Below are 21,972 nucleotides of genomic sequence, written 5' to 3'. Positions count from 1 at the left end.
TTTTTTTCGACGAGATTTCTATGTAAATATACTTTCATGCATTTTGCTTACACCCTGAAAGAAAGACATCCCGAAGGATGTTTTCTTTGAGGACAGTTACCAGGCCGCCTTGCTCGCATGATTCATCACTCGTCCGTTGTTTCGACCCCTGCCGAGCAGGCCATCGCCGCGCGCATCGCCGCGGCGATGCCAACCCTCACGCCGATCCATCGACGCATGGGCGAATACGTGCTGGCGAATCTGTTCCGCGCGGCGACCATGCGGATCGACGAACTGGCGAGCGTGGTCGGTGCGTCGGTGGCGACGGCGAATCGCTTCGCCCGCGCGCTCGGCTTCGACGGTTATCCGCAGTTTCGCGAAGCGCTCGTGCGCGGCTTCGAAGCGACGCTTGCGCCAGTCGAGCGGCTGCGTAGCGCGCAGGAGTCGCTCGCTTCCGGCGACGCGCTGCTCGGTGCGCTGCTTGAACAGGCGGCGGCCAATCTCCATTCCACGCGCACCGCGATCGATAGCGCTGCAGCCGAAGCCGCGGTTGAAGCAATCATCGCTGCGCGTCGCGTGTTCGTGCTCGGCTACGGGGCCAGCGCGTTTCTCGCCGGCTTGATGGAGCATGGCCTGATGCCGTATCACGACAACGTGCAGTCGCTCGCGCTGATCGGCGGACCTTCGCATGCCGCGCGTCGCCTGTTCACCGCGGATGACGGCGATCTGGTGATCGGCATTGCGTTTCCGCGCTATGTCGAAGACACCATCGAACTCTCCCGGCGTGCGGCAGGACGCGGCGCACGTGTGCTTGCGCTAACCGACGGTCCGCGCTCGCCGCTCGCACAATTCGCGGATATCGCGCTTTATATCCGCTCGGAGCGACGGCTTGCGGCCAATGCCGATTCCGCTGTGCTGGCCGTGATCGAGGCACTTTGCGATGCGGTTGCGTATCGCGCCCAACGCTCGGTCAAGGCCGCCGCCGGCGTCAGCGAATTCGTATTGCCCTGGCTGACCGACCCACAAGCCGATCCACAAGCCGACCCACAAGCTGCGCCGTCCAGCATTGCTGAGCAACCCGCGCGCGCTTCTACCCGTACCACCCGCACGACCAAAGCCAAAAGATGAACACCAACGCAGTCATTGCCATTCACGGCGGGGCAGGCACGATCCTGCGCGCGTCGATGTCGGCCAGCGCCGAAACCGACTATCACGCAGCCTTGCACGCCGTGCTGAGCGCGGGTCAACGCGTGCTCGCCGATGGCGGCAGCGCGCTCGACGCCGTCAGCGAAGCCGTGCGTCTGCTCGAAGACTGTCCGCTCTTCAACGCGGGCCGCGGCGCGGTCTACACGGCGGCCGGCACGCATGAACTCGACGCGGCCATCATGGACGGCAGCACGCTCGACGCCGGCGCGATCTGCTGCGTGAAGCGCGTACGCAATCCGATTCTGGCGGCGCGCCGCGTACTTGAGCGAAGTGAACACGTGCTGTTTACGGGCGAAGGCGCGGAAGCTTTCGCGGCTGCGCAAGGACTCGAATTCGTCGAGCCCGAATATTTCCATACCGAAGCGCGTCATCGCCAATGGCAACTCGCACGCGGTCAGGACCGGGCGATGCTCGATCACGACGGCGCGACGCTCGCATCAAAAGACGACGATCCCACACCGCACGAGCCGATCGATCCGAATCGCAAGTTCGGCACCGTCGGCGCGGTTGCGCTCGATCAGCATGGCCACGTGGCCGCTGCGACTTCGACGGGCGGCGTCACCAACAAGCAGGTCGGCCGCGTCGGCGACACGCCGCTGATCGGTGCGGGCTGCTATGCAGACGACGCAACCTGCGCGGTCTCGACCACCGGCTCCGGCGAGATGTTCATGCGCATGGTGGCTGCCTACGACGTCGCGGCGCAGATGGCCTACCGCAACGTCTCGCTCGAAGAAGCGGCGCACGACGTGGTGATGAACCGTTTGCCGAAGATCGACGGGCGCGGCGGACTGATCGCCGTCGATGCACGCGGCAACGTCACGTTGCCGTTCAACACCGAGGGCATGTATCGCGGTTTCGCGCGAATCGGCGAGTCGCCGGTGACGGCGATCTATCGCTGATGCGGTCTTGCTGCGCCGTCGCCTGAACTTGCCGCTTGAGTTGCCGCATAAGTTTTCGTTTGAACCACCGTTAGCCGCGTCCGAATCCAAAGGAACCATCGTGCCGACTTCATCGCACACCGCCCGTCCGCTTATCGAAACCTTGCCACCGCAACGCGTGCTGGCAGTCGACGATCTGTCGGTCGCATTTCGCAGCGGCGACAAGACCGTCAACGCGGTGCGCAATCTCTCGCTGACGGTCGAACGTGGTGAGACGCTGGCGATTGTCGGCGAATCGGGTTCCGGCAAATCGGTGACATCGCTCGCGTTGATGCGGCTGATCGAGCATGGCGGTGGGCGCCTTGCCGGCGGCAGCATCGCCTTCCGGCGCCGCGACGGCAGCGTGCTCGACCTCGCGAAAGCGTCGTCCGGCACGATGCGTTCGATTCGCGGCGCCGACATCGCGATGATCTTCCAGGAGCCGATGACGTCGCTCAATCCGGTCTTTACGGTGGGTGATCAGATCAGCGAAGCGATTGCCTTGCATCAAGGGAAGAGCCGTTCCGCCGCGCATGCCGAAACGCTGCGTCTGCTCGAACTCGTGCGCATTCCGGAAGCGCGCCGGGTGGCCGCACGTTTTCCGCATCAGCTGTCCGGCGGTATGCGCCAACGCGTGATGATCGCAATGGCGCTGTCGTGCAAGCCCGCACTGTTAATCGCCGACGAACCGACCACCGCGCTCGACGTCACGATCCAGGCGCAGATCCTGCAATTGATTCGCGGCCTGCAGGACGAGATGAACATGGGCGTGATTTTCATCACGCACGACATGGGTGTAGTGGCCGAGGTGGCCGATCGCGTGCTGGTGATGTATCGCGGCGAGAAAGTGGAAGAGGGGGCGTCGGATACGCTGTTTGCCGCGCCTTCGCATCCTTATACGAAGGCCTTGCTTGCGGCGGTCCCACGCCTTGGCGCGATGCAGGGCACTGATCAGCCCGCCAAGTTTCCGATTCTGACCGTCGAGCAGGCGGCCTTGAATGGCACCGATGAGGCCGTGCGTCCCGCTGCGGCCGTCGCACAAGAAACCCAACCGTTGGTCCAGGACAGCACGCCGCCGATTCTGCGCGTGCGCGATCTGGTCACGCGCTTTCCGGTCAAGAGCGGTCTGTTCGGTCGCTTGACGGGCCGCGTGCATGCGGTCGAGAAAGTCAGCTTCGATCTGCGGCCGGGTGAAACGCTCGCGTTGGTCGGCGAGTCGGGCTGCGGTAAATCGACAACGGGCCGTTCATTGCTGCGTCTCGTCGAAAGCCAGAGCGGTTCGATCGAATTCGACGGCAAGGAAATCAGCTCGCTCACGGGCCCTGCGTTGCAAGCGCTTCGCCGCAATATCCAGTTTATTTTCCAGGACCCGTTTGCTTCACTGAATCCGCGCTTGACGGTCGGCTTCTCGATCATGGAACCGCTGCTCGTGCACGGCGTGGCTCAAGGCGCGGAAGCACAGGCACGCGTTGCGTGGCTGCTCGAAAAGGTCGGCTTGCCGCGCGAGGCCGCAGGCCGCTATCCGCACGAATTTTCAGGCGGACAACGGCAGCGCATCGCGATTGCACGCGCTCTGGCATTGAATCCGAAAGTTGTCATTGCCGATGAATCTGTCTCCGCGCTGGACGTCTCCGTGCAGGCGCAGATCGTCAACCTGATGCTCGATCTGCAACGCGAACTGGGCGTTGCGTATCTGTTCATTTCGCATGACATGGCGGTGGTGGAGCGCGTTAGCCATCGCGTGGCGGTGATGTACCTCGGCCAGATCGTCGAGATCGGTCCGCGCCGCGCGGTGTTCGAAGCGCCGCAGCATCCTTACACGAAGAAGCTGATGGGCGCGGTGCCGGTTGCGGATCCGGCGCGCCGTCACGCGAAACGCATGCTCGCCGCCGATGAGATTCCGAGCCCGATCCGCGCGCTGGACGACGAGCCGAGCGTAGCGCCACTGATCGCGGTCGGACCGGATCATTTCGTGGCTCAGCATCGGGTCGGCGGCGCTTACTAGAACGAGAGGCGAACACAAGCCCGAACACAACAGACCTGAAAGAAGCACCAAACCTGAAGCAAAACCATTTTCTCTCGCAGCACATAACCCTGTTTCAATTCGCAGCCTGGAGCCAACCTCATGAACCTGCTGGTCCCGTCTTCTCCGTTTCGTTTGCGCGCGCTGGTCAGCGGCGGCGCGGTGGTGTTCGCGATGCTCGCGGGCAGTGTGGCGCACGCCGATACCACGGCCGTGATGGCCGTTGCGTCGACCTTTACGACACTCGATCCGTACGATGCCAACGACACGCTCTCGCAAGCCGTCGCCAAGTCGTTCTATCAAGGCCTGTTCGGTTTCGACAAGGACATGAAGCTGGTCAATGTGCTGGCCGACAGCTACGAAGCGAGTCCGGATGCCAAGGTCTACACGTTCAAGCTGCGCCACGGCGTGAAGTTCCAGGACGGCACCGACTTCAACGCCGCGGCAGTGAAAGCGAACTTCGACCGCGTGACCGATCCGGCGAACAAGCTCAAGCGCTACAACATGTTCAACCGTATCGAGAAGACCGAAGTGGTCGATCCGTACACGGTGAAGATCACCCTGAAGGCGCCGTTCTCGGCGTTCGTCAACGTGCTGGCGCATCCGTCGGCGGTGATGATTTCGCCCGATGCGCTGAAGAAGTACGGCAAGGACATCGCGTTCCATCCGGTCGGCACCGGTCCGTTCGAACTGGTGAAGTGGGACCCGGCCGGCGATCTGACCGTGAAGAAGTTCGCGGGCTACTGGAAGAAGGGTTACCCGAAGGTCGATGCGATCGACTGGAAACCGGTGGTCGACAACAACACGCGTGCTGCGTTGATGCGCACCGGCGAAGCGGACTTCGCGTTCCAGGTGCCGTTCGAACAGGCGGCGCAATTGCAGTCGAGCCCGAAGGTCGATCTGATCGCATCGCCGTCGATCATCCAGCGCTATATCAGCCTGAACATCAACCAGAAGCCGTTCGACAATCCGAAGGTGCGTGAAGCGCTGAACTACGCGGTCAACAAGGACGCGCTGACGAAGGTCGCGTTCGCCGGTTACGCGACACCTGCCGATGGCGTGGTACCGCAAGGTGTGGATTACGCGGTGAAACTCGGCCCGTGGCCGTACGATCCGGCGAAGGCGCGTGAGTTGCTGAAGGAAGCGGGCTATCCGAACGGTTTCGAAACGACGCTGTGGTCCGCGTATAACTACTCGACCGCGCAGAAGGTGATTCAGTTCGTGCAGCAGCAACTCGCGCAAGTCGGCATCAAGGCGCAGGTCGAGGCACTCGAAGCGGGTCAGCGCGTCGCCAAGGTGGAAAGCGCGCAGGACCCGGCGACCGCGCCGGTGCGGATGTACTACGCGGGCTGGTCGTCGTCGACGGGTGAAGCGGACTGGGCGATCACGCCGCTGCTCGGCTCGGTCTCGTTCCCGCCGAAGATGGTCAACACCGCGTACTACAAGAACGACACCGTCGACAGCGATCTGAAGCAGGCGCTCGAAACCACCGACCGCACGCAGAAGGCCGCGCTCTACACCGACGCGCAAAAACGCATCTGGGCCGACGCGCCGTGGATTTTCCTCGTCAAGGAGAAGGTCGTGTATGCGCGCAGCAAGCGTTTGTCGGGCGCTTATGTCGCGCCGGACGGCTCGTTCAATTTCGACGAGATCGCGATCAAGTGATGAGCTGACCGTTCGGCGCCGTGTGTTCTTCACTAACGCACGGGCCGGACGGTCGCGTACCGCTCTGAAAGATCTTTCGTTGCCCGCATCATTGCCGGATTGGGTTTCATGCTGAACTTCCTCGTCAAACGTATCTTTGGCCTGCTGCCGACGCTCTTCATCGTCGCCGTGCTGGTGTTCCTGTTCGTGCATCTGTTGCCCGGCGATCCGGCGCGCCTCGCGGCCGGTCCCGAAGCGGATGAGGCGACCGTTGCGTTGGTGCGTGCCGATCTCGGCCTCGATAAGCCGATGCCGCAGCAATTCGCCAACTTCTTCCTGAAGATCGCGCATGGCGACTTCGGCACGTCCACGCGCAGCAAGCGGCCGGTCAGCCAGGAAATCGGCGAGCGCTTCATGCCGACGCTGCTGCTTACGCTCGCGAGCATGGTGTGGGCGGTGGTGCTCGGCATGGGCATCGGCATTGTCTCGGCGGTGTGGCGCAATCGTTGGCCGGACCGGCTCGGCATGACGCTCGCGGTGTCGGGTATTTCGTTTCCCGCCTTCGCACTCGGCATGCTGCTGATGGAAATCTTTTCAGTGAAGCTCGGCTGGCTGCCGATTGTCGGCGACGGGTCGTGGAAGAGCTACGTGCTGCCGTCGCTCACGCTCGGCGCGGCAGTGGCGGCGGTGATGGCGCGCTTCACGCGTGCTTCGTTCGTCGAAGTGATGAATGAAGATTTCGTGCGCACTGCACGCGCCAAGGGCGTGCCCGAGCGGCTCGTCATCATCAAACACTGCCTGCGCAACGCGATGATTCCCGTCATCACGATGATGGGGCTGCAATTCGGCTTTCTGCTGGGCGGTTCGATCGTGGTCGAAGTGGTATTCAACTGGCCGGGGCTTGGACGCCTGCTGGTGGATGCTGTGGCGATGCGCGACTATCCGGTGATTCAGGCCGAAGTGCTGCTGTTCTCGCTCGAATTCATCATCATCAACCTGGTTGTGGACGTGTTGTACGCCGTGATCAATCCGACCATCCGTTTCAAGTGAGGCCCGCATGAGCATCTCAGCCACCGAGGCGAATGCGGCCAAGGCCGCCCTCGTAGAAAACGCGATTCGCACGCCCTGGAGTGAATTCTGGCGCAAATTCCGTAAGCAACATGTGGCGCTCGGCGCCGGCATTTTCGTGCTGCTGCTGGTTGCGGTTGCGATTCTCGCGCCGCATATCGTGCCGTACGATCCGGAGAATTTTTTCGACTATGACGCGTTGAACGCGGGGCCCTCGGCCGCGCACTGGTTCGGCGTCGATTCATTGGGGCGCGATATTTTCAGCCGCATTCTGGCGGGTTCGCGTATTTCGCTCGAGGCCGGTTTTCTGTCGGTGGCGATCGGCGCGGTGATCGGGACGTTCTTCGGTTTGCTGGCCGGATATTACGAGGGCTGGTGGGATCGCATCACGATGCGTGTTGCCGATGTGCTGTTCGCCTTCCCCGGCATTCTGCTGGCGATCGGTGTGGTCGCGATTCTCGGCAACGGCATGATCAATGTGATCTGCGCGGTGGCGATTTTCAGTATCCCGGCGTTTGCGCGGCTCGTGCGCGGCAATACGCTGATGCTCAAGCAACTTACGTATATCGAAGCGGCGCGTAGTATCGGTGCATCGGACTGGACCATCATCGTGCGGCATATTCTGCCGGGGACGATTTCGTCGATCGTCGTGTACTTCACGATGCGCATCGGCACGTCGATCATCACGGCGGCGAGCCTGTCGTTTCTCGGACTCGGCGCGCAGCCGCCGATGCCGGAGTGGGGCGCGATGCTCAACGAAGCGCGTGCCGATATGGTCACCGCGCCGCATATTGCGCTGTTTCCGAGTCTGGCAATTTTCCTCACCGTGCTGGCATTCAATCTGCTCGGCGACGGTTTGCGCGATGCGCTCGATCCGAAGCTCGACCGGCCATGAGTTTTGCTGAAACTGCAGGTGAAGGCGCGCCGCATATCGGTGTGTTGCCGAGCGGCCCGCGTGGGACGATTGCCGACGTAGAAGGCGTGACGGTCGGACATTGCACGCTGGATGAAGGCGTGGTGCAAACCGGCGTGACCGTGATTCGTCCGCATCCCGGCGATCCCTTTGCGAGCAAGGTGCCCGCTGCGGCTTCGGTGATCAACGGGTTTGGGAAAAGCATCGGGCTCGTGCAGGTTGAGGAGCTCGGCGTGCTGGAAACGCCCATTGCGTTGACCAATACCTTTGGCGTCGCCGCCGTCGCACAAGCCCAGATTCGCGCGGCTATTCAAGGCAATCCGCAGATCGGACGCGAATGGTCGACGGTCAATCCACTGGTGTTCGAATGTAACGATGGATATCTGAACGATATTCAGGCTTTGGCGGTAAGCGAACGGCATTTCACTGAGGCATATGAAGCGGCAAGCGTTGATGTCGCGAGCGGTTCGGTTGGCGCAGGCCGTGGCATGTCGTGCTTCGATCTGAAAGGCGGAATTGGCAATGCGTCGCGTGTCGTTGAGGTAGCGGGGCGGGGCTATACGGTTGGCGCGCTTGTGCTGGCGAACTTTGGCCGCCTGCCGATGCTGACGATCGATGGCACACCGCTCGGTCGTGTGTTGGCTGAACGCGCAGCTAAAGCTGTCGCCGCTAGCACGGCGACCTTGGAGACCTCGGAGACTTCGGCGAATACAGAGATCCCGGTGGGTTCATCGGCCTCGGCGACATCAGCGCCCACCTCGAAACCCGAGCAAGGCTCGATCATCATGATCGTCGCCACCGATGCACCGCTCGACGCTCGTCAGCTCAAGCGTCTGTCATTGCGCGCCGCGGCCGGTCTCGCACGAACCGGTTCGGTGTACGGCCACGGCAGCGGCGACATCGCGTTGGCGTTTTCGACGGCCTACACCGTGCCGCACGAATCCGACTTCGTCGCCCTGCCGCCCATGCTCGCCGACGCACGCCTCGATCCGCTATTCCGTGCCTGCGCGGACAGCGTCGAGCAAGCGATCGTCGATGCGCTATGGAGTGCTACGTCGGTGACAGGGCGCGACGGCCATCGTCGCCTGTCGCTGCACGACACCGCACCCGACCTCGCTCAACTTCTCAAATAATCTTCCTGATGAAAGTCCTGATTTCCGTCGACATCGAAGGCGTAGCCGGTGTGTTTCATCCCGAGCAGACGCGCGCGGGCAACGGCGAATACGAAGCCGCGCGCCGCTGGATGACGCTCGAAGCCAACGCCGCGATCGAAGGTGCATTCGCAGGTGGCGCGACGCACGTGTGGGTCAACGATTCGCACGGCGGCTTCCGTAATCTGCTGCCCGATCTGCTCGATGCACGCGCGCAGATCGTGCTCGGCAAACCACGCACGCTTGGCATGATGGCTGGCCTTGAATACGGCGCGGCGCTGGTATTTATGATCGGCTATCACGCCAGGTCGCAAACGCGCGGCATTCTCTCGCATACGATCAACAGCTTTGCGTTCGCACGTGTCTCGCTGAACGGCGTCGAAGTCGGCGAGGCGGGACTGTACGGCGCGCTAGCGGAAGAATATGGCGCACAGGTAGCGCTTTTATCCGGCGACGATGTGTTCGCCGAGGAAACCGCGCCGCGTTTTCCGGGCGCGCGTTTCGTGGTCACCAAGAGCGCGACGGGGCATGCGAGCGGCGTTACGCAAACACCGGCAAGCGCTCGTGATGCGATCGAAAGTGCCGCACGCGAAGTGGTGCGGCATTACATCGACAAGGGTCATGCGTCGCAAGCTACGCGCGCTGTCATGAAGCCCGTCGAATGCGAGTTGCGTGTGCAAACCAGCGCGCTTGCCGATCTGTTCTGCCAATGGCCGACGCTCATACGTGTCGATGCCGTCACGTTGCGTTTTAGTGCGGAGTCGGCGGAACATGCCGTGCGCATGCTGAACTGCCTGTCGGCGATGTCGTTCATGCTGCGCTGAGCCGTGTGACGGAGGGCGTGACTGGCTACGTCCTACTGTTGCCGGCTCAACTCCCGCGCTGCCCGATCGATCACATCCGCAACCGCTCCCGCATGCGATACCGGCACAAGATGGCTCGATGAGATCGGCACGATCTTCGCGCCCATGCGGTTGGCCATGAACTGCTCGAGTTCAGGCGGTATTGCACGGTCCCTCGTCGTTACGATGTACCACGAAGGCTTTTCGCGCCACGCGACCTGATCGACCGTTTCGCTGAAGGCCCTGGCGGCGACCGGCTGTTGTGCGGCGGAGAGCACGCGCGTCAGATTCTCGGGCACGTCGGCGGCGAAGTCGGCGTGATATTTGCCGCGGTCGAGCCAAAGAAAACCTGTGGAATCCGCAGTGATGCCTTGACCCGCGGGCGCCGGCGCCGCGCGCTTCATCAGGTCCATTGTCGATTCGTGCAGGTCCGGTGCAATCGCCGCTACATAGACGAGACCCGCGACGTTCGGCGCGTTCGCGCCGGCCTCGGTGATCACGACACCGCCCCATGAATGTCCAACGAGGAGGGTCGGGCCATCCTGACGCGCGAGAACGCGGCGGGTGGCGGCGACATCGTCGGCCAGCGACGTAAGCGGGTTCTGCACTGAACTCACGTGATAACCCTTCTGCTGCAACTTTGCGACGACGCCGTTCCAGCTCGACCCGTCGACGAAAGCGCCATGAACCAGTACGACGTTACGCACGGGGCCGGTCATCGGCGCTGCGGGCGGTTTGGCGGCAGTCACTTTCGGGGGGGCGGGTGCGGCTTCAGGCATGGAGGCGGCGGCAGGCGTCGCAGGCGCGGTGGCCGGCTCCACGGGCGCGGGTGCTTCCGGCGCGCTCGATTCCGTGCCGGGCATGTCGGCCGGTTCGGCCGCGGGTTCTGTCGTGGGCGCCGCGGTTTGCGCGAGGGCACTCGCGCCGGCGAAGGAGAGACACAAAGCAGCGGCGCAAAGCAGACGTTTGAGCAACATGTTGAATCTCCGAAGGCAGAAACCCCGACTAGGGCAACATACAGAAGCCCCACGCCAGTGACAATCACTATCCTCGCCGTTAAGTGCGGCGCAGAACCAAGCACGGGTTGGTCCCAGTATTGAGGTAATTTCGGGCGCGGTAAAATTTCAGGTTCTGCCGGACCGGGCCATAAGCCCGATCAGGCGATCGATATCCATACACTGGGGCGCAATTTTGAATAGTGCACAGCAGCAAGACGGCCTGAAGCGCGGGCTTAAGAATCGCCACATCCAGCTGATCGCGCTGGGCGGGGCGATCGGCACCGGCTTGTTTCTCGGCTCCGCCAGCGTATTGAAGGCCGCCGGCCCGTCGATGATCCTCGGCTACGCGATCGGCGGCATCATCGCCTTCATGATCATGCGCCAGCTTGGCGAAATGGTCGCGCAGGAACCGGTCGCGGGTTCGTTCAGCCACTTCGCGTACAAATATTGGGGCGACTTTCCCGGCTTTCTGTCTGGCTGGAACTACTGGGTGTTGTACGTGCTCGTGAGCATGGCCGAACTGACGGCGGTCGGCACCTACGTGCATTACTGGTGGCCCGGCGTGCCCACATGGGTGTCGGCGCTGGTGTGCTTCGCCGTCATCAACGCGATCAATCTCGCCAACGTCAAGGCGTACGGCGAAACCGAATTCTGGTTTGCGATCATCAAAGTGGTGGCGGTGATCGGCATGATCCTGTTTGGCGGTTATCTGCTGATCAGCGGGCATGGCGGGCCGCAAGCCTCGATCACCAATCTCTGGGCAGACGGCGGCTTTTTCCCGCACGGTTTTCATGGCCTGTTCATGATGCTCGCGGTCATCATGTTTTCGTTCGGTGGCCTCGAGTTGATCGGCATTACGGCTGCTGAAGCGGCCGATCCGCAGAAGAGCATTCCGAAGGCCGTGAATCAGGTGATCTACCGGATTCTGATTTTCTACATCTGCTCGCTGGCAGTGCTGCTCTCGTTGTATCCGTGGAATCAGGTCGCGGCGGGCGGCAGCCCGTTCGTGATGATCTTCTCGCAGATCGGTTCGACGCTGACCGCGAACATTCTCAACGTGGTGGTGCTGACCGCGGCGCTGTCGGTGTACAACAGCGGCGTGTATGCGAATAGCCGCATGCTTTATGGCCTCGCGGAACAGGGCAATGCGCCGCGCGCGCTGATGAAGGTCGACCGGCGCGGCGTGCCGTATATGGCTATCGGTTTGTCGGCGCTCGCCACGTTCACCTGCGTGATCATCAACTATCTGATTCCGGCCGAGGCGCTCGGCCTGCTGATGGCGCTGGTGGTGGCCGCGCTGGTGTTGAACTGGGCACTGATCAGCCTCACGCATCTGAAGTCGCGCAAGGCGATGGTGGCGGCAGGCGAGACGCTCGTGTTCAAGTCGTTCTGGTTCCCGGTCAGCAACTGGATCTGCCTCGCCTTCATGGCGCTGATTCTCGTGATTCTGGCGATGACGCCGGGCCTGTCGGTTTCGGTGTGGCTCGTGCCGGCGTGGCTGGTCGTGATGTGGGCCGGCTATGTGTTCAAGCGCCGGCGTGCGGCGATGCATGGCGGCGCACGGGTGGCAGGGCAGTAAGACATGTGGGCGGCGTGCGAGGCGCACTTTGTGCGCTCACGCCGTTCGCGCTTTCTTTGCTGCGCGTGGTCAGCAGAATCAATTCAGATTTCGCGGTGCATTTAGGGCGTACCCAGGCCGGCTTGCCGTTTCTGACGCGCAATCTGAACGCCAGAAACGAAAAACCCCGCAGGCAGCAGGCGCTGGCGGGGTTCGAGGATAAAGCTGAACTTCGATCAAACGAATTCTTTGGTGCCCAGGGCCGGAATCGAACCGGCACGCCTTGCGGCGGGGGATTTTGAGTCCCCTGCGTCTACCAATTTCACCACCTGGGCAGGTCTTCAAGCGCACGCGCCAGAGTAGGCCGCGCGGCGAAGACGCAGATTATGGCGGAAAATTCGGCGACGGGCAAGCCGGTTGCCTTCTTCTTATGCTCAGCCATCAAACTGTGCGTGAAAACCGTTCGCGCATCTGCTGGGCGAGATAGCGATCGAACACCATCGCGATGTTACGCACGAGCATGCGTCCGGCCATCTGTACTTCGAGCTTGCCGCCGCTCACGGACACTAGCCCGTCCTGCTCGAAGCCGCGCAAACGCTCCAGTTCCGGCTCGAACGTATCGGCGAAGCGAATGCCGTACGCAGCTTCGAATTCATCGAAGCGCAGTTCCAGATTGCACATCAGCTGCGTGATCACATCGCGGCGCAGACGGTCGTCCGCGGTGAGGCGCACGCCGCGCGTGATCGCGAGCCTGTTCGCGCCGATTGCCGCGGCATAGCCGGGCAGGTCCTTGATGTTCTGCGCGTACACATCGCCGACCTTGCCGATCGACGACGCGCCGAAGCCGATCAGATCGCATTCCGCGCGCGTGCTGTATCCCTGGAAATTCCGATGCAGGGTACGTTGCGCTTGCGCGCGCGCGAGTTCGTCGGTGGGCAGCGCGAAGTGGTCCATGCCGATGTAGACATAGCCCGCGCCCGTTAGCCGCTCGACCACCCGTTGCAGGATTGCGAGGCGCACGGCGGGCGAGGGCAGCGTGGCGGCGTCCATCTGCCGCTGCATCTTGAAGAGCTGCGGCATGTGCGCGTACGCAAATACCGAAAGGCGATCGGGCGCAAGTTCGATCATCGTGTCGAGCGTGCGGCTGAAGCTGTCGACTGTTTGATGCGGCAGCCCGTAAATCAGATCGACGCCGATCGAGTGGAACCCTGTATCACGCGCGGCCTGCATCACCGACGCGGTCATCTCGAGCGGCTGAATGCGATTGATTGCTTGCTGCACCACCGGATCGAAATCCTGCACGCCGAGACTGAGCCGGTTGAAGCCGAGCGCGCGCAAATACGCGATGGTTTCGGGTGACGCTTCGCGCGGATCGACCTCGATCGAGTATTCGCCTTCGGTATCGGGCAGCAACGCGAAGTGCTCGCGCGCCGCGGCCATCAGTTCCGCCATTTCATCGTGCGACAGGAACGTGGGCGTGCCGCCGCCCCAATGCAATTGCGACACGGGGCGCCGCGTGTCGAAACACGCTGCCTGCAACGCCATTTCGTGCTTCAGATGCTCGACATAGGGACGCGCGTGCGCGCGGTTTTTCGTCGCGACCTTGTTGCAACCGCAGTAGAAGCACACGGTGTCGCAAAAGGGGATGTGGACGTACAGCGAGAGATCGGTGGCGGATGCACCTGGGTCCGCGGCGGCGCGTAAATAGTCGGCGGGATCGAACTCGTCGCGGAACTGCAAGGCGGTCGGATAGGACGTATACCGTGGACCGTTCGCGTTGTATTTCGCGAGCAGGTCAGGGCGGAATAGCGTGTTGGCGGTGGTCATGAGGGGCTCAGGTTTGACGGCCACCGTGGAAGAGGCAAGAACCGGCGGCGGTTCGCGCCACCGGATCGAACAGCGCGGACGCCTCTTGAGCGTGGCCTTTCGTAGCCGTCGAGTTTACGTGAGTGGCTCCCTGCCGGATTGTGTAAAAAGGTCGCACGGAATGCGGTGGCACAATGCGGGTCTGGCGTTGCGTTGTGTGTTTTCGAGTTCAGGAAAAATGTCGTGAGTGATGTGCCGAACAGCGTTGTGAAGCGCGAGTCCCCGTTCAATGTGGCCGGTCACGCGTGCCGCCCCGATTGCGGTGCGTGCTGTATCGCGCCGTCGATTTCGAGTCCGATCCCCGGCATGCCGAATGGCAAGCCGGCGGGCGTGCGCTGCGTGCAACTCGGCGACGATTTGCGTTGCGCGATCTTCGGTCAGCCGGAGCGGCCGGCGTGCTGTTCCGGACTGCAACCGCAGATGGAAATGTGCGGCACGAGCCGCGGCGAAGCGCTCGCGTGGCTCATGCAGCTTGAAACGCAGACTCAACCGCAGCCGGCGGTGCGCCGATAGCGCGCGTGAACGAACCGCCACGTCGTTCATTGATCTGAATCAGCACGACCCAACGTAACCGCATGTTCGAGAAGGCTTCCACAGGAGATTTCGCATGACTCGACCCGCTGCGCCGACCCGGCGCCGCTTCCTGCTTGCCGCGCTGACAGGCTGCACCGCGCTTGGCATCACCGTGTCGCTGGCGGCCTGCGCGACCTCGATTTTCCCGTTCATCCCCTCGCATTACACGTTCTCGCAGCAGCAGGTGCAGGACGCGGTGCAGCGCAAATTCCCCTATCAGCGCACGGTTTCGCAAGTGTTCGACGTCGCGCTGACCAATCCGGTGGTCGGCTTCCTGCCGGACGCGAACCGCGTCTCGGTGAAGCTCAACGCCCGGCTGGCGAGCCCATTCATGCCACAACCGGTCGACGGCGTATTTACGCTGTCGAGCGAACTGGCTTACGACGCCGCCAGCAAATCGGTCGTGCTGAAGTCGCCGAACGTCGACAACGTCAGCGTGAGCGGGCAGGCCCAGGCCTACACACAGCAGATCAATGCCGCGGCGGCCGTGCTCGCCACGCAGTTGCTGACCAACTATCCGATCTACACCTTCAAGCCCGAACAACTGCAATTTGCCGGGGTGAATTACGAACCCGGTACAATCACTATCCTTACAAACGGCATACGCGTGCAAATCGTCGAGAAATGACGATACGCGCGGCCGGCGGGGCCGCGCGTATCGTGCTGACCCTGTTCGTTTCGACTATCTACAGCGATGAGGGTCACGGATGGACTGGCTATTGGCTTGCAAGGCGCTGATTCTGGGCGTCGTCGAAGGGTTGACGGAATTTTTGCCGGTGTCGAGCACCGGCCATTTGATCGTCGCGGGAAGTCTGCTCAATTTCACGGATGAACACGCGAAAACCTTCGATGTCGTGATCCAGCTCGGCGCGATTCTGGCTGTGTGCTGGGAGTTTCGCCGCCGCATCGGCAGCGTGGTGGTCGGCCTGCCCAGCCGGCCCGACGCACGGCGCTTTACGCTGAACGTGATCATCGCGACGATTCCGGCGATCGTGCTGGGCCTGCTGTTCGAGAAGGCCATCAAGGCGGCGCTGTTTTCGCCCGTGCCGGTCGCGTTCGCGCTGGTGGCGGGCGGCGTTGTGATCCTGTGGGCAGAGGCGCGTCAGCGCGCGCGAGGCGGCATGGCGGCGCGGGTTCAGAACGTCGACGATCTGAGCCCGCTGGATGCGTTGAAAGTCGGTCTCGCCCAATGTTTTGCGTTGATCCCGGGTATGTCGCGCTCGGGTTCGACGATCATCGGCGGGATGCTGTTTGGCCTCGACCGGCGCGTCGCTACGGAGTTTTCTTTCTTCCTCGCGATTCCGATCATCTTCGGCGCGACGGCTTACGAGCTCTATAAAGACTGGCATCTGCTGTCGGCCGACGCGCTCGGCAGCTTCGCGCTCGGTTTCGTGGCGGCCTTCATCAGCGCCTTCGCCTGCGTGCGCTGGCTGCTGCGCTATATCGCAGCGCACGATTTCACCGTGTTCGCGTGGTACCGGATCGGCTTCGGCCTGTTGATCCTGCTGGTCGGCTATAGCGGTGCATTGAGCTGGACGGACTGAGTCCCCGCTTATCGGTCGAGTCATGAAAAAAGGTCCGCGTTTGCGGACCTTTTTCTTTATGGCGTCTTTACGGCGAGCGGGAGGTAGCGGGCGGTTTTACGCCGCGACGCGCTTCTTGAACACCAGATCCCACACGCCATGCCCAAGCCTTAACCCGCGGCGTTCGAATTTCGTCACCGGACGATATTCAGGGCGCGGCGCGTAACCGTCGGCGGTATTTTCCAGCGCGGGATCGGCGCCGAGCACCTCGAGCATCTGCTCGGCGTAGTTCTGCCAGTCGGTTGCGCAATGCAGATAGGCGCCCGGCTTCAGGCGCGAAACCAGCAGCGCGACGAACTTCGGCTGGATCAGCCGGCGCTTGTGATGGCGCGCCTTGTGCCACGGGTCGGGAAAGAAGATATGCACGCCGTCGAGGCTGTCCGGCGCGATCATCTGTTCGAGTACTTCGACTGCGTCGTGCTGAATGATGCGGATGTTCGACAGTTCCTGCTCGCCCATCAGCTTCAGCAGCGCGCCGACGCCGGGCTCGTGCACTTCGACGCCGAGGAAGTCGTCCTCGGGACGGTGCGAGGCAATCTCAGCGGTGGTCGCGCCCATGCCGAAGCCGATTTCCAGCACACGCGGCGCTGTACGGCCGAACACGCTATTCCAGTCGGGTTGCTGCGGTGTGAACGGCACGACGAAACGCGGGCCGAGTTCGTCCATCGCGCGGCGCTGGCCGGTCGATACGCGACCCGCGCGCGTGACAAAGCTGCGGATGCGGCGTCGGTGCAGGGCTTCTTCTTGCGGGGCGTCGGAGCCGGTGTCTGTGTCGGCGTCGACCGGTTGGCCTTCGGTTTCGATAGAAGCCGGCGGGAGTTCGTCCGGCAGGCCGGCGTCGTTTGGATCGTGGATCATTGTCGATACTGCTACAAGGGTGAGAGCCTGGCGGCGTGCATGGCGTGTTGCGAGGCGCCGTTTGCGCTTGCGCGGCATGGGCCGCAGTTCGCAGGCGCGGTTCGCTCGGATCGCCATGTCTGGCCGCTGCCACTACAAAAAAGCCGCCTTCATGGGAGGCGGCTCGTGCTGGATTCTGCTGACGGTTCAGCAGGAAGGTGGAGCGGACATTGCAAGTGCGCGTAAGGTAGCACACCCGAAAAGGGTGCGTCCAGACGGTGCTCGGTGTGAAGATGGCCTGAAACCGGGATAAATATTACATTTTAATAACAATGACAGCCATTCGTATGATTTAATCGCGTTGTAAGCCAACCAGTTGCAGCGATTATCAAAGCGAAAATCCACTATGGGCAAACACGCACACAATCATCGTCAGGCTAAACCCGCCAAACCTGCCTGGGTCGCCGTCGATCCAACTGCCGTTCCGACTACCTCTCAGAATGCGCTTCGCAAAGCCATGGCCGCTGAAGGCGTGGCGCTCACGCAATTCAACGATTTACTGTGGTTAATGGCGCAGGAATCCGGTGGCATGGTGGACGCGCGCAACGAGAAGTTGTCCGCACGCGGGATGTACCAACTGCTGCCAGCTCAATATGAATTGAATCCGAATGGCGAAAAGTCGTTCGGTAATGCCGTCGAAGAATGTCAGGGAGGGATTCGCTATATTCTCGGGCGATATCACACCGCTGCATCGGCGCGACTGGTGTGGGAAGCAAACCACTGGTGTTGAGAATTGAACAAGTTTCTATTGATAGGTCTTGTTTCGGCCGTTTGCTGGATAAGCGCAGCGCAAGCCGCAGATGCCGGCGCGCCGCGCTTTGAAGATTTCGCGGTGAGCGGAAAATTTGTGGGTAAAGCGGCGAAAGTGCGCCTCGTATCCGCGGACGACAAGGCGTACGCGACACGTATCCGCGAAGCCAGCCGGCAGAAGCCGAATTTCGCCGGGCACTATGTGTTGGCGAGCTGGGGCTGTGGTGCGTCGTGCGTGTCCAGTGTGGCGATCAACGCAAAGACCGGTCGCGTCACGTGGTTGCCTTTCACGGTGTGCTGCTGGGACGTGGACGTGCAGGAGCCGATCGAATTCCGGCGCGACAGCCGCCTGCTAGTGGTTCACGGTAGCAGAAATGAAAAGGGTAGCGGGACGTACTACTACGCGTTAGATAAAGATAAATTCAAGCTGGTCAAAGCGGTCGAGAAGGCTGCGAAGAATTAATGGTAGTGCGCGTAATGACGCGTTGACACCACGCGGGTTCATCTTGCGTTTGTGCGCGACTTCTCGAATGACAGACGGGGACGGTGTAGCGGGTGGGAAATGCTGCAGATTCAGATCTTTTCGCGAAGCCGCCTGACCAATTGCCAGGTGAGCTGAAAAAATCTGGAGCGGGCGATGGGAATCGAACCCACGGCTCTAGCTTGGGAAGCTAGGGTATTACCATTATACGACGCCCGCAGCGCGCACGATTCTACTCGGGAAGGGGCGGTTAGCGCAAATCGCGCTGCCGCCACCCTTATCCACACGACACGCCAAGCGTCGTTCAGATCACGAAGTAAGTCAACTGAACGGCCGCACGCGTCACCACCATCAGCAGCACCTGCACGATCACGAACAGCAGAATCGGCGAGAGGTCGATGCCCCCAAGCTGCGGCACAACGCGTCGCAACGGATTCAGGAACGGCGCGGTCAGTTGATACAGAATCGGCATGGCCGGCGAGCGCGGATTGAGCCACGACAGCAGCGCCATCAAAATCGTCATCCAGATGATCAGATTCAGCGCCCACTTGATGAGCGTGAGCACCGCGACAATCAGCAGGGTCGGCGCGAGGGTGAGCGGATCGGCGCCCGTGAGCACCACCATCAGCACCACATAAATGATTGCCGCAAGCAGCGCCGCGACCAGACTCGCCCAGTCGATGTTGCGCGTGCTGTGCAGGATGCGCCGCAGCGGCAGCACGATCCAGTTGGTTGCTTGCAGCACGGCATTCGTGACGGGGTTGTACGGCGGCATGCGCACGACCTGCAGCCATGCGCGCAGCAGCAACGCGGCGCCGAACAGCGTAAAGACGGTATTGAGCAGAAAACGGGCGATATCGCCAAACATCTCGTGTCCTTATCCTTCGGATGACGGCCGTCGATCGGCCGCGGGGTGCCGGCGCTGACCGATCGGTGCACCGGCGGGTTCATTTGGATTGCCTGCGCCATTCCCGCAGGAGGCGCGTTACGCGTCACAAATGGGGACGCAGTGGATCAATTTCCAGATGTTCAAGCCAGGTTGATTGGCGAACTGTATGCCGCCAAGCCGAATCCGGCCGCGGGATATCACACAGAAATCTTGATTTCGCTGATCAGAATCGCACCGTTGCCGCCGTCGGTGTAATTCGGGATGTCGGCGAGCAGGCGTTCGGAGGCCGGCTTGAAGACTTTATAGAAGTCGTCCGCGCTATCGAACAGGAAATGTCCTGCGGCGACGTACGGCGGCGGCGTTCCCGGCGGCCCGGCGTTGATGCCGACGTCCACCGACCAGCCTTTCAGCGACGGCCCGAACAGCTTCGCCGCAAGCGGCATGTGCGTGACGCAGTAATAGTCCACGTCGAAGTGGCCGTTTTCCCGGTACGGATAGAGGATGCTGACCTTGATCATTGTGCGTTCTCGTCTGTTGGTCCCTAAGCGCGGCGCTGGCGGATTGCGCGCGGCGCCGGACGTCACATTATCACGGCTTACTTGACGCTTGCACCTGCTGCGGCCTGATTCAGCGACCGGTTGAGCGATTCTTCCACCGCCTCGGCAATTGCCTCGATCGCGGCGGGCGGTTTGGCGCGGCGTTCGGCCAGTCCGACCGCGCGCCGCGTCAGCAAACCGTACAGCGCGGCATGATCGCCGCCGAGGCCTTCCAGCAATGCCAACTGCTTCTCCACGACGCCCGTATCGCCGCGCGACACCGGGCCGGCGAGCGCGTTGGGCAGGCCCTTGTCGCGGGCGGTTTCGATAGTGCCGGAGAGCATCGGCAGCAGCGCGCGCAGCGCGTCGTCTTCGGCAAAACCCAGCGTGCGCCACAACGCGACGCATTCGGCGAGGCTGCACAGCGCGAAGCTGGCGGCGTAATGCGCGGCGGCGTGATACAGCATGCGGCCGCCCGCCGGAATCGACAGCGGATGGCAGCGCAACGCAACGGCCAGCGCCGTCAGGACGTCCTTGAGCGCTCCATCAGCCTCGATCGTCACCGAGCAGCCGGCGATCCGCTCGACGTCGGCGAGATCGCCGCTAAAGAGGTAGAGTGGATGAAAGCCGCCGATCGAGGCGCCCTGATCGCGTGCCGGAGTGAGCAGATCGACCGGCGAGGCGCCGCTGCAATGCACAAGCGCTTTGCCTGGTGAGGCGTCCGCCGCGAACCGCAGTGTGTGCGCTGTCGTACCGATGCTGTCGTCGGGAACGGCTAAAAAGACGATGTCGGCGGCGTCGACGGCCTGTTGTGGGTCGTCGAATGCCGTGCAATGTTCGATTTGACTGGCGAGCCGGCTGGCCGAGGCCACTGTGCGGCTCGCCACCGCCGTGACGGGATAGCCGGCGCGTGAAAAGCTCAGCGCGAGACAGCGCGCGAGCCGTCCCGCACCGATGAAGCCGAGGCGCGGCAGAGAGGGCTGGGACATGGTTGCGTGCTCCAGACGGAACATTTGAACGGGAAGCAGAAGTATCGCATCCGTCCGGGCAGTGGCGCGTGTCGGTAGCGGCATTCCTCTGATCAGTTCGCGTGCGATATGGCGCGTTCGGTCGGTCATCCGGCCGCGCGCGCCCCGCAGGTCCGAAAACTGCTCACAATTTCTCCGTGGGTCAGTTTTGCAGTTGCTGTTCCGGGTTTTTCGTCTCGCAGTCAGATTCGGGAGGTAACAATGAACATTTTTTCTTACCGAAAGCACTTGCGGTTCTTGACGCATTCGCAGCGCCGTCGCTGGTGGGATCAGAAGAAGCGTTTGAAGCCACGCGTGCGCATCAGCGGCGCGTATGTTCCGCCCAACGTCTCCAGAGAATTCGCCTACGTGAAGGTAGGCTGAAAACACCGTCTGCTCGCGAGTAAGAGATGCCCGGCGTGATTGCGCCGGGCATTTTTCATTTGGGGCGTCAGGATTGAAGCTAATTTGTAATCAAAGATTACCGGCAAGTGAGTGCCTGAACCCGCAGGACCCGCAAAGCAGCGGATTTGCAAGCGCTCAACCGCTGGCAAACCCTTGGTTCTCAGTCCATTACGCCGCGTATCCGGCCGGCGCCGCGTGGACGCCCATTCCGACCCATTGCCGCCAATTGCAATTTGCAACAAATGCGAACATCTATGCGCGGGCTTTTTCGATACATTGATTTCATAGCATGCAAGGCATGCGAAGTCGGCGACCTTAGTGGGCCGCGCCAGGAGAATAAAAGTGAAAAAGATCGTTCCGTTTGTCGTTGCCGCTGCACTCGGCGTGGGGTTCGCTACTGCTGCTGAGGCGCACGTTTCCGTCGGTATCGGTATTGGCATTCCGATCGCGCCGGCATATCCGGTTTATGCCGCGCCGCCGCCAGTCTATTACGCACCGCCGCCTCCGCCTGTGGTGTATGCGCCGGGTTATTACGCGCCGCCGGCAGTGGTGGTGGGCGGGTATTACGGTGGCTACGGCCGTCCTTATTATCATCACGGCTACTACGGCCGCGGTTATTACGGCCACGGCTACTATCGCCGCTAATCGCAGGAAGCGCGTCGAGATGTGTTGACGGCGTAACGCCG

At 62.0% G+C, this 21,972-nt stretch carries 21 protein-coding genes and 2 tRNA genes; 15 read left to right on the top strand and 8 right to left on the bottom strand.

The window, feature by feature from the left end; genetic code table 11:
* Positions 1-117 precede the first annotated feature (117 nt).
* The 8 genes from ACOSV0_RS15965 to ACOSV0_RS15930 all read left to right on the top strand — a co-directional run bounded on the left by ACOSV0_RS15965 (position 118) and on the right by ACOSV0_RS15930 (position 9,725).
* Positions 118-1,107, top strand: coding sequence for a MurR/RpiR family transcriptional regulator (locus ACOSV0_RS15965; protein ID WP_434107110.1), 990 nt, complete (start codon positions 118-120; stop codon positions 1,105-1,107).
* Positions 1,104-2,084, top strand: coding sequence for an isoaspartyl peptidase/L-asparaginase family protein (locus ACOSV0_RS15960; RefSeq protein ID WP_434107109.1), 981 nt, complete (start codon positions 1,104-1,106; stop codon positions 2,082-2,084). Before ACOSV0_RS15965 ends, ACOSV0_RS15960 begins: the two co-directional genes overlap by 4 nt.
* 100 nt (positions 2,085-2,184) lie before the next feature.
* The gene (locus ACOSV0_RS15955; protein ID WP_434107108.1) at positions 2,185-4,107 is read left to right on the top strand and encodes a dipeptide ABC transporter ATP-binding protein; all 1,923 of its coding nucleotides are present in this window, start codon (positions 2,185-2,187) and stop codon (positions 4,105-4,107) included.
* Positions 4,108-4,227: 120 nt separating this feature from the next.
* Positions 4,228-5,790, top strand: a complete 1,563-nt coding sequence (gsiB, locus tag ACOSV0_RS15950) for a glutathione ABC transporter substrate-binding protein GsiB (protein ID WP_434107107.1) — start codon at positions 4,228-4,230, stop codon at positions 5,788-5,790.
* Positions 5,791-5,898: 108 nt separating this feature from the next.
* Positions 5,899-6,819, top strand: coding sequence for a glutathione ABC transporter permease GsiC (gene gsiC / locus ACOSV0_RS15945; RefSeq protein ID WP_434107106.1), 921 nt, complete (start codon positions 5,899-5,901; stop codon positions 6,817-6,819).
* Positions 6,820-6,826: 7 nt separating this feature from the next.
* On the top strand, positions 6,827-7,732 hold the full coding sequence (gsiD, locus tag ACOSV0_RS15940; protein ID WP_054037373.1) for a glutathione ABC transporter permease GsiD: 906 nt from the start codon (positions 6,827-6,829) through the stop codon (positions 7,730-7,732).
* Positions 7,729-8,883 carry a P1 family peptidase gene (locus ACOSV0_RS15935; RefSeq protein ID WP_434107105.1) on the top strand — a complete coding sequence of 385 codons (1,155 nt, stop codon included), beginning with the start codon at positions 7,729-7,731 and terminating at the stop codon, positions 8,881-8,883. Before gsiD ends, ACOSV0_RS15935 begins: the two co-directional genes overlap by 4 nt.
* Before the next feature lie 8 nt (positions 8,884-8,891).
* Positions 8,892-9,725, top strand: a complete 834-nt coding sequence (locus ACOSV0_RS15930) for a M55 family metallopeptidase (RefSeq protein WP_434107104.1) — start codon at positions 8,892-8,894, stop codon at positions 9,723-9,725.
* A gap of 32 nt (positions 9,726-9,757) precedes the next feature.
* On the opposite strand, the gene ACOSV0_RS15925 is transcribed toward ACOSV0_RS15930, so the two are convergent.
* Positions 9,758-10,720, bottom strand: a complete 963-nt coding sequence (locus tag ACOSV0_RS15925; protein ID WP_434107103.1) for an alpha/beta fold hydrolase — start codon at positions 10,718-10,720, stop codon at positions 9,758-9,760.
* 214 nt (positions 10,721-10,934) lie between these two features.
* Between ACOSV0_RS15925 and ACOSV0_RS15920 the strand changes: the two genes are divergently transcribed.
* Positions 10,935-12,320: an amino acid permease gene (locus ACOSV0_RS15920; RefSeq protein WP_063497102.1), complete on the top strand. Its 1,386-nt coding sequence runs from the start codon at positions 10,935-10,937 to the stop codon at positions 12,318-12,320.
* Between the two features lie 229 nt (positions 12,321-12,549).
* On the opposite strand, the gene ACOSV0_RS15915 is transcribed toward ACOSV0_RS15920, so the two are convergent.
* Both ACOSV0_RS15915 and hemN read right to left on the bottom strand, forming a co-directional pair.
* Positions 12,550-12,634 (bottom strand) — tRNA-Leu (locus ACOSV0_RS15915).
* A 106-nt stretch (positions 12,635-12,740) separates the two neighbouring features.
* Positions 12,741-14,126, bottom strand: a complete 1,386-nt coding sequence (gene hemN, locus ACOSV0_RS15910; protein ID WP_434107102.1) for an oxygen-independent coproporphyrinogen III oxidase — start codon at positions 14,124-14,126, stop codon at positions 12,741-12,743.
* Positions 14,127-14,348: 222 nt separating this feature from the next.
* Between hemN and ACOSV0_RS15905 the strand changes: the two genes are divergently transcribed.
* The 3 genes from ACOSV0_RS15905 (at position 14,349) to ACOSV0_RS15895 (ending at position 16,282) form a co-directional block, all read left to right on the top strand.
* Complete coding sequence (locus ACOSV0_RS15905) at positions 14,349-14,678, top strand: YkgJ family cysteine cluster protein (RefSeq protein WP_434107101.1); 330 nt, start codon at positions 14,349-14,351, stop codon at positions 14,676-14,678.
* A 94-nt stretch (positions 14,679-14,772) separates the two neighbouring features.
* Positions 14,773-15,366, top strand: a complete 594-nt coding sequence (locus ACOSV0_RS15900; protein WP_434107100.1) for a DUF1439 domain-containing protein — start codon at positions 14,773-14,775, stop codon at positions 15,364-15,366.
* A 79-nt stretch (positions 15,367-15,445) separates the two neighbouring features.
* Positions 15,446-16,282: an undecaprenyl-diphosphate phosphatase gene (locus ACOSV0_RS15895; protein ID WP_434107099.1), complete on the top strand. Its 837-nt coding sequence runs from the start codon at positions 15,446-15,448 to the stop codon at positions 16,280-16,282.
* A 96-nt stretch (positions 16,283-16,378) separates the two neighbouring features.
* Here the strand turns inward: ACOSV0_RS15895 and trmB are convergent, their stop codons facing one another.
* Positions 16,379-17,179 carry a tRNA (guanosine(46)-N7)-methyltransferase TrmB gene (gene trmB, locus ACOSV0_RS15890; RefSeq protein WP_434107098.1) on the bottom strand — a complete coding sequence of 267 codons (801 nt, stop codon included), beginning with the start codon at positions 17,177-17,179 and terminating at the stop codon, positions 16,379-16,381.
* A gap of 385 nt (positions 17,180-17,564) precedes the next feature.
* Between trmB and ACOSV0_RS15885 the strand changes: the two genes are divergently transcribed.
* Positions 17,565-17,948: a hypothetical protein gene (locus ACOSV0_RS15885; RefSeq protein WP_434107097.1), complete on the top strand. Its 384-nt coding sequence runs from the start codon at positions 17,565-17,567 to the stop codon at positions 17,946-17,948.
* A gap of 102 nt (positions 17,949-18,050) precedes the next feature.
* Complete coding sequence (locus ACOSV0_RS15880; RefSeq protein WP_434107096.1) at positions 18,051-18,431, top strand: hypothetical protein; 381 nt, start codon at positions 18,051-18,053, stop codon at positions 18,429-18,431.
* A 163-nt stretch (positions 18,432-18,594) separates the two neighbouring features.
* Here ACOSV0_RS15880 and ACOSV0_RS15875 read toward each other — a convergent pair.
* From ACOSV0_RS15875 to ACOSV0_RS15860, 4 genes are all read right to left on the bottom strand, one after another.
* Positions 18,595-18,668, bottom strand: a tRNA-Gly gene (locus ACOSV0_RS15875).
* 85 nt (positions 18,669-18,753) lie between these two features.
* Complete coding sequence (locus ACOSV0_RS15870; RefSeq protein WP_434107095.1) at positions 18,754-19,317, bottom strand: YggT family protein; 564 nt, start codon at positions 19,315-19,317, stop codon at positions 18,754-18,756.
* A 218-nt stretch (positions 19,318-19,535) separates the two neighbouring features.
* Positions 19,536-19,856 (bottom strand): EthD family reductase, encoded by a 321-nt coding sequence (locus ACOSV0_RS15865; protein WP_434107094.1) that lies wholly within the window; start codon positions 19,854-19,856, stop codon positions 19,536-19,538.
* A gap of 77 nt (positions 19,857-19,933) precedes the next feature.
* On the bottom strand, positions 19,934-20,863 hold the full coding sequence (locus ACOSV0_RS15860; protein WP_434107093.1) for a Rossmann-like and DUF2520 domain-containing protein: 930 nt from the start codon (positions 20,861-20,863) through the stop codon (positions 19,934-19,936).
* Positions 20,864-21,628: 765 nt separating this feature from the next.
* On the opposite strand from ACOSV0_RS15860, the gene ACOSV0_RS15855 reads away from it, so the two are divergent.
* The gene (locus ACOSV0_RS15855) at positions 21,629-21,931 is read left to right on the top strand and encodes a hypothetical protein (protein WP_120296163.1); all 303 of its coding nucleotides are present in this window, start codon (positions 21,629-21,631) and stop codon (positions 21,929-21,931) included.
* The last annotated feature ends 41 nt before the right edge of the window (positions 21,932-21,972 follow it).

This window comes from Paraburkholderia caffeinilytica, from assembly GCF_051027425.1.
GTDB classification, from domain to species: domain Bacteria; phylum Pseudomonadota; class Gammaproteobacteria; order Burkholderiales; family Burkholderiaceae; genus Paraburkholderia; species Paraburkholderia caffeinilytica_A.
Note: the sequence above shows the minus strand (reverse complement) of the source record. Positions and strands in the feature narration are given on the sequence as shown.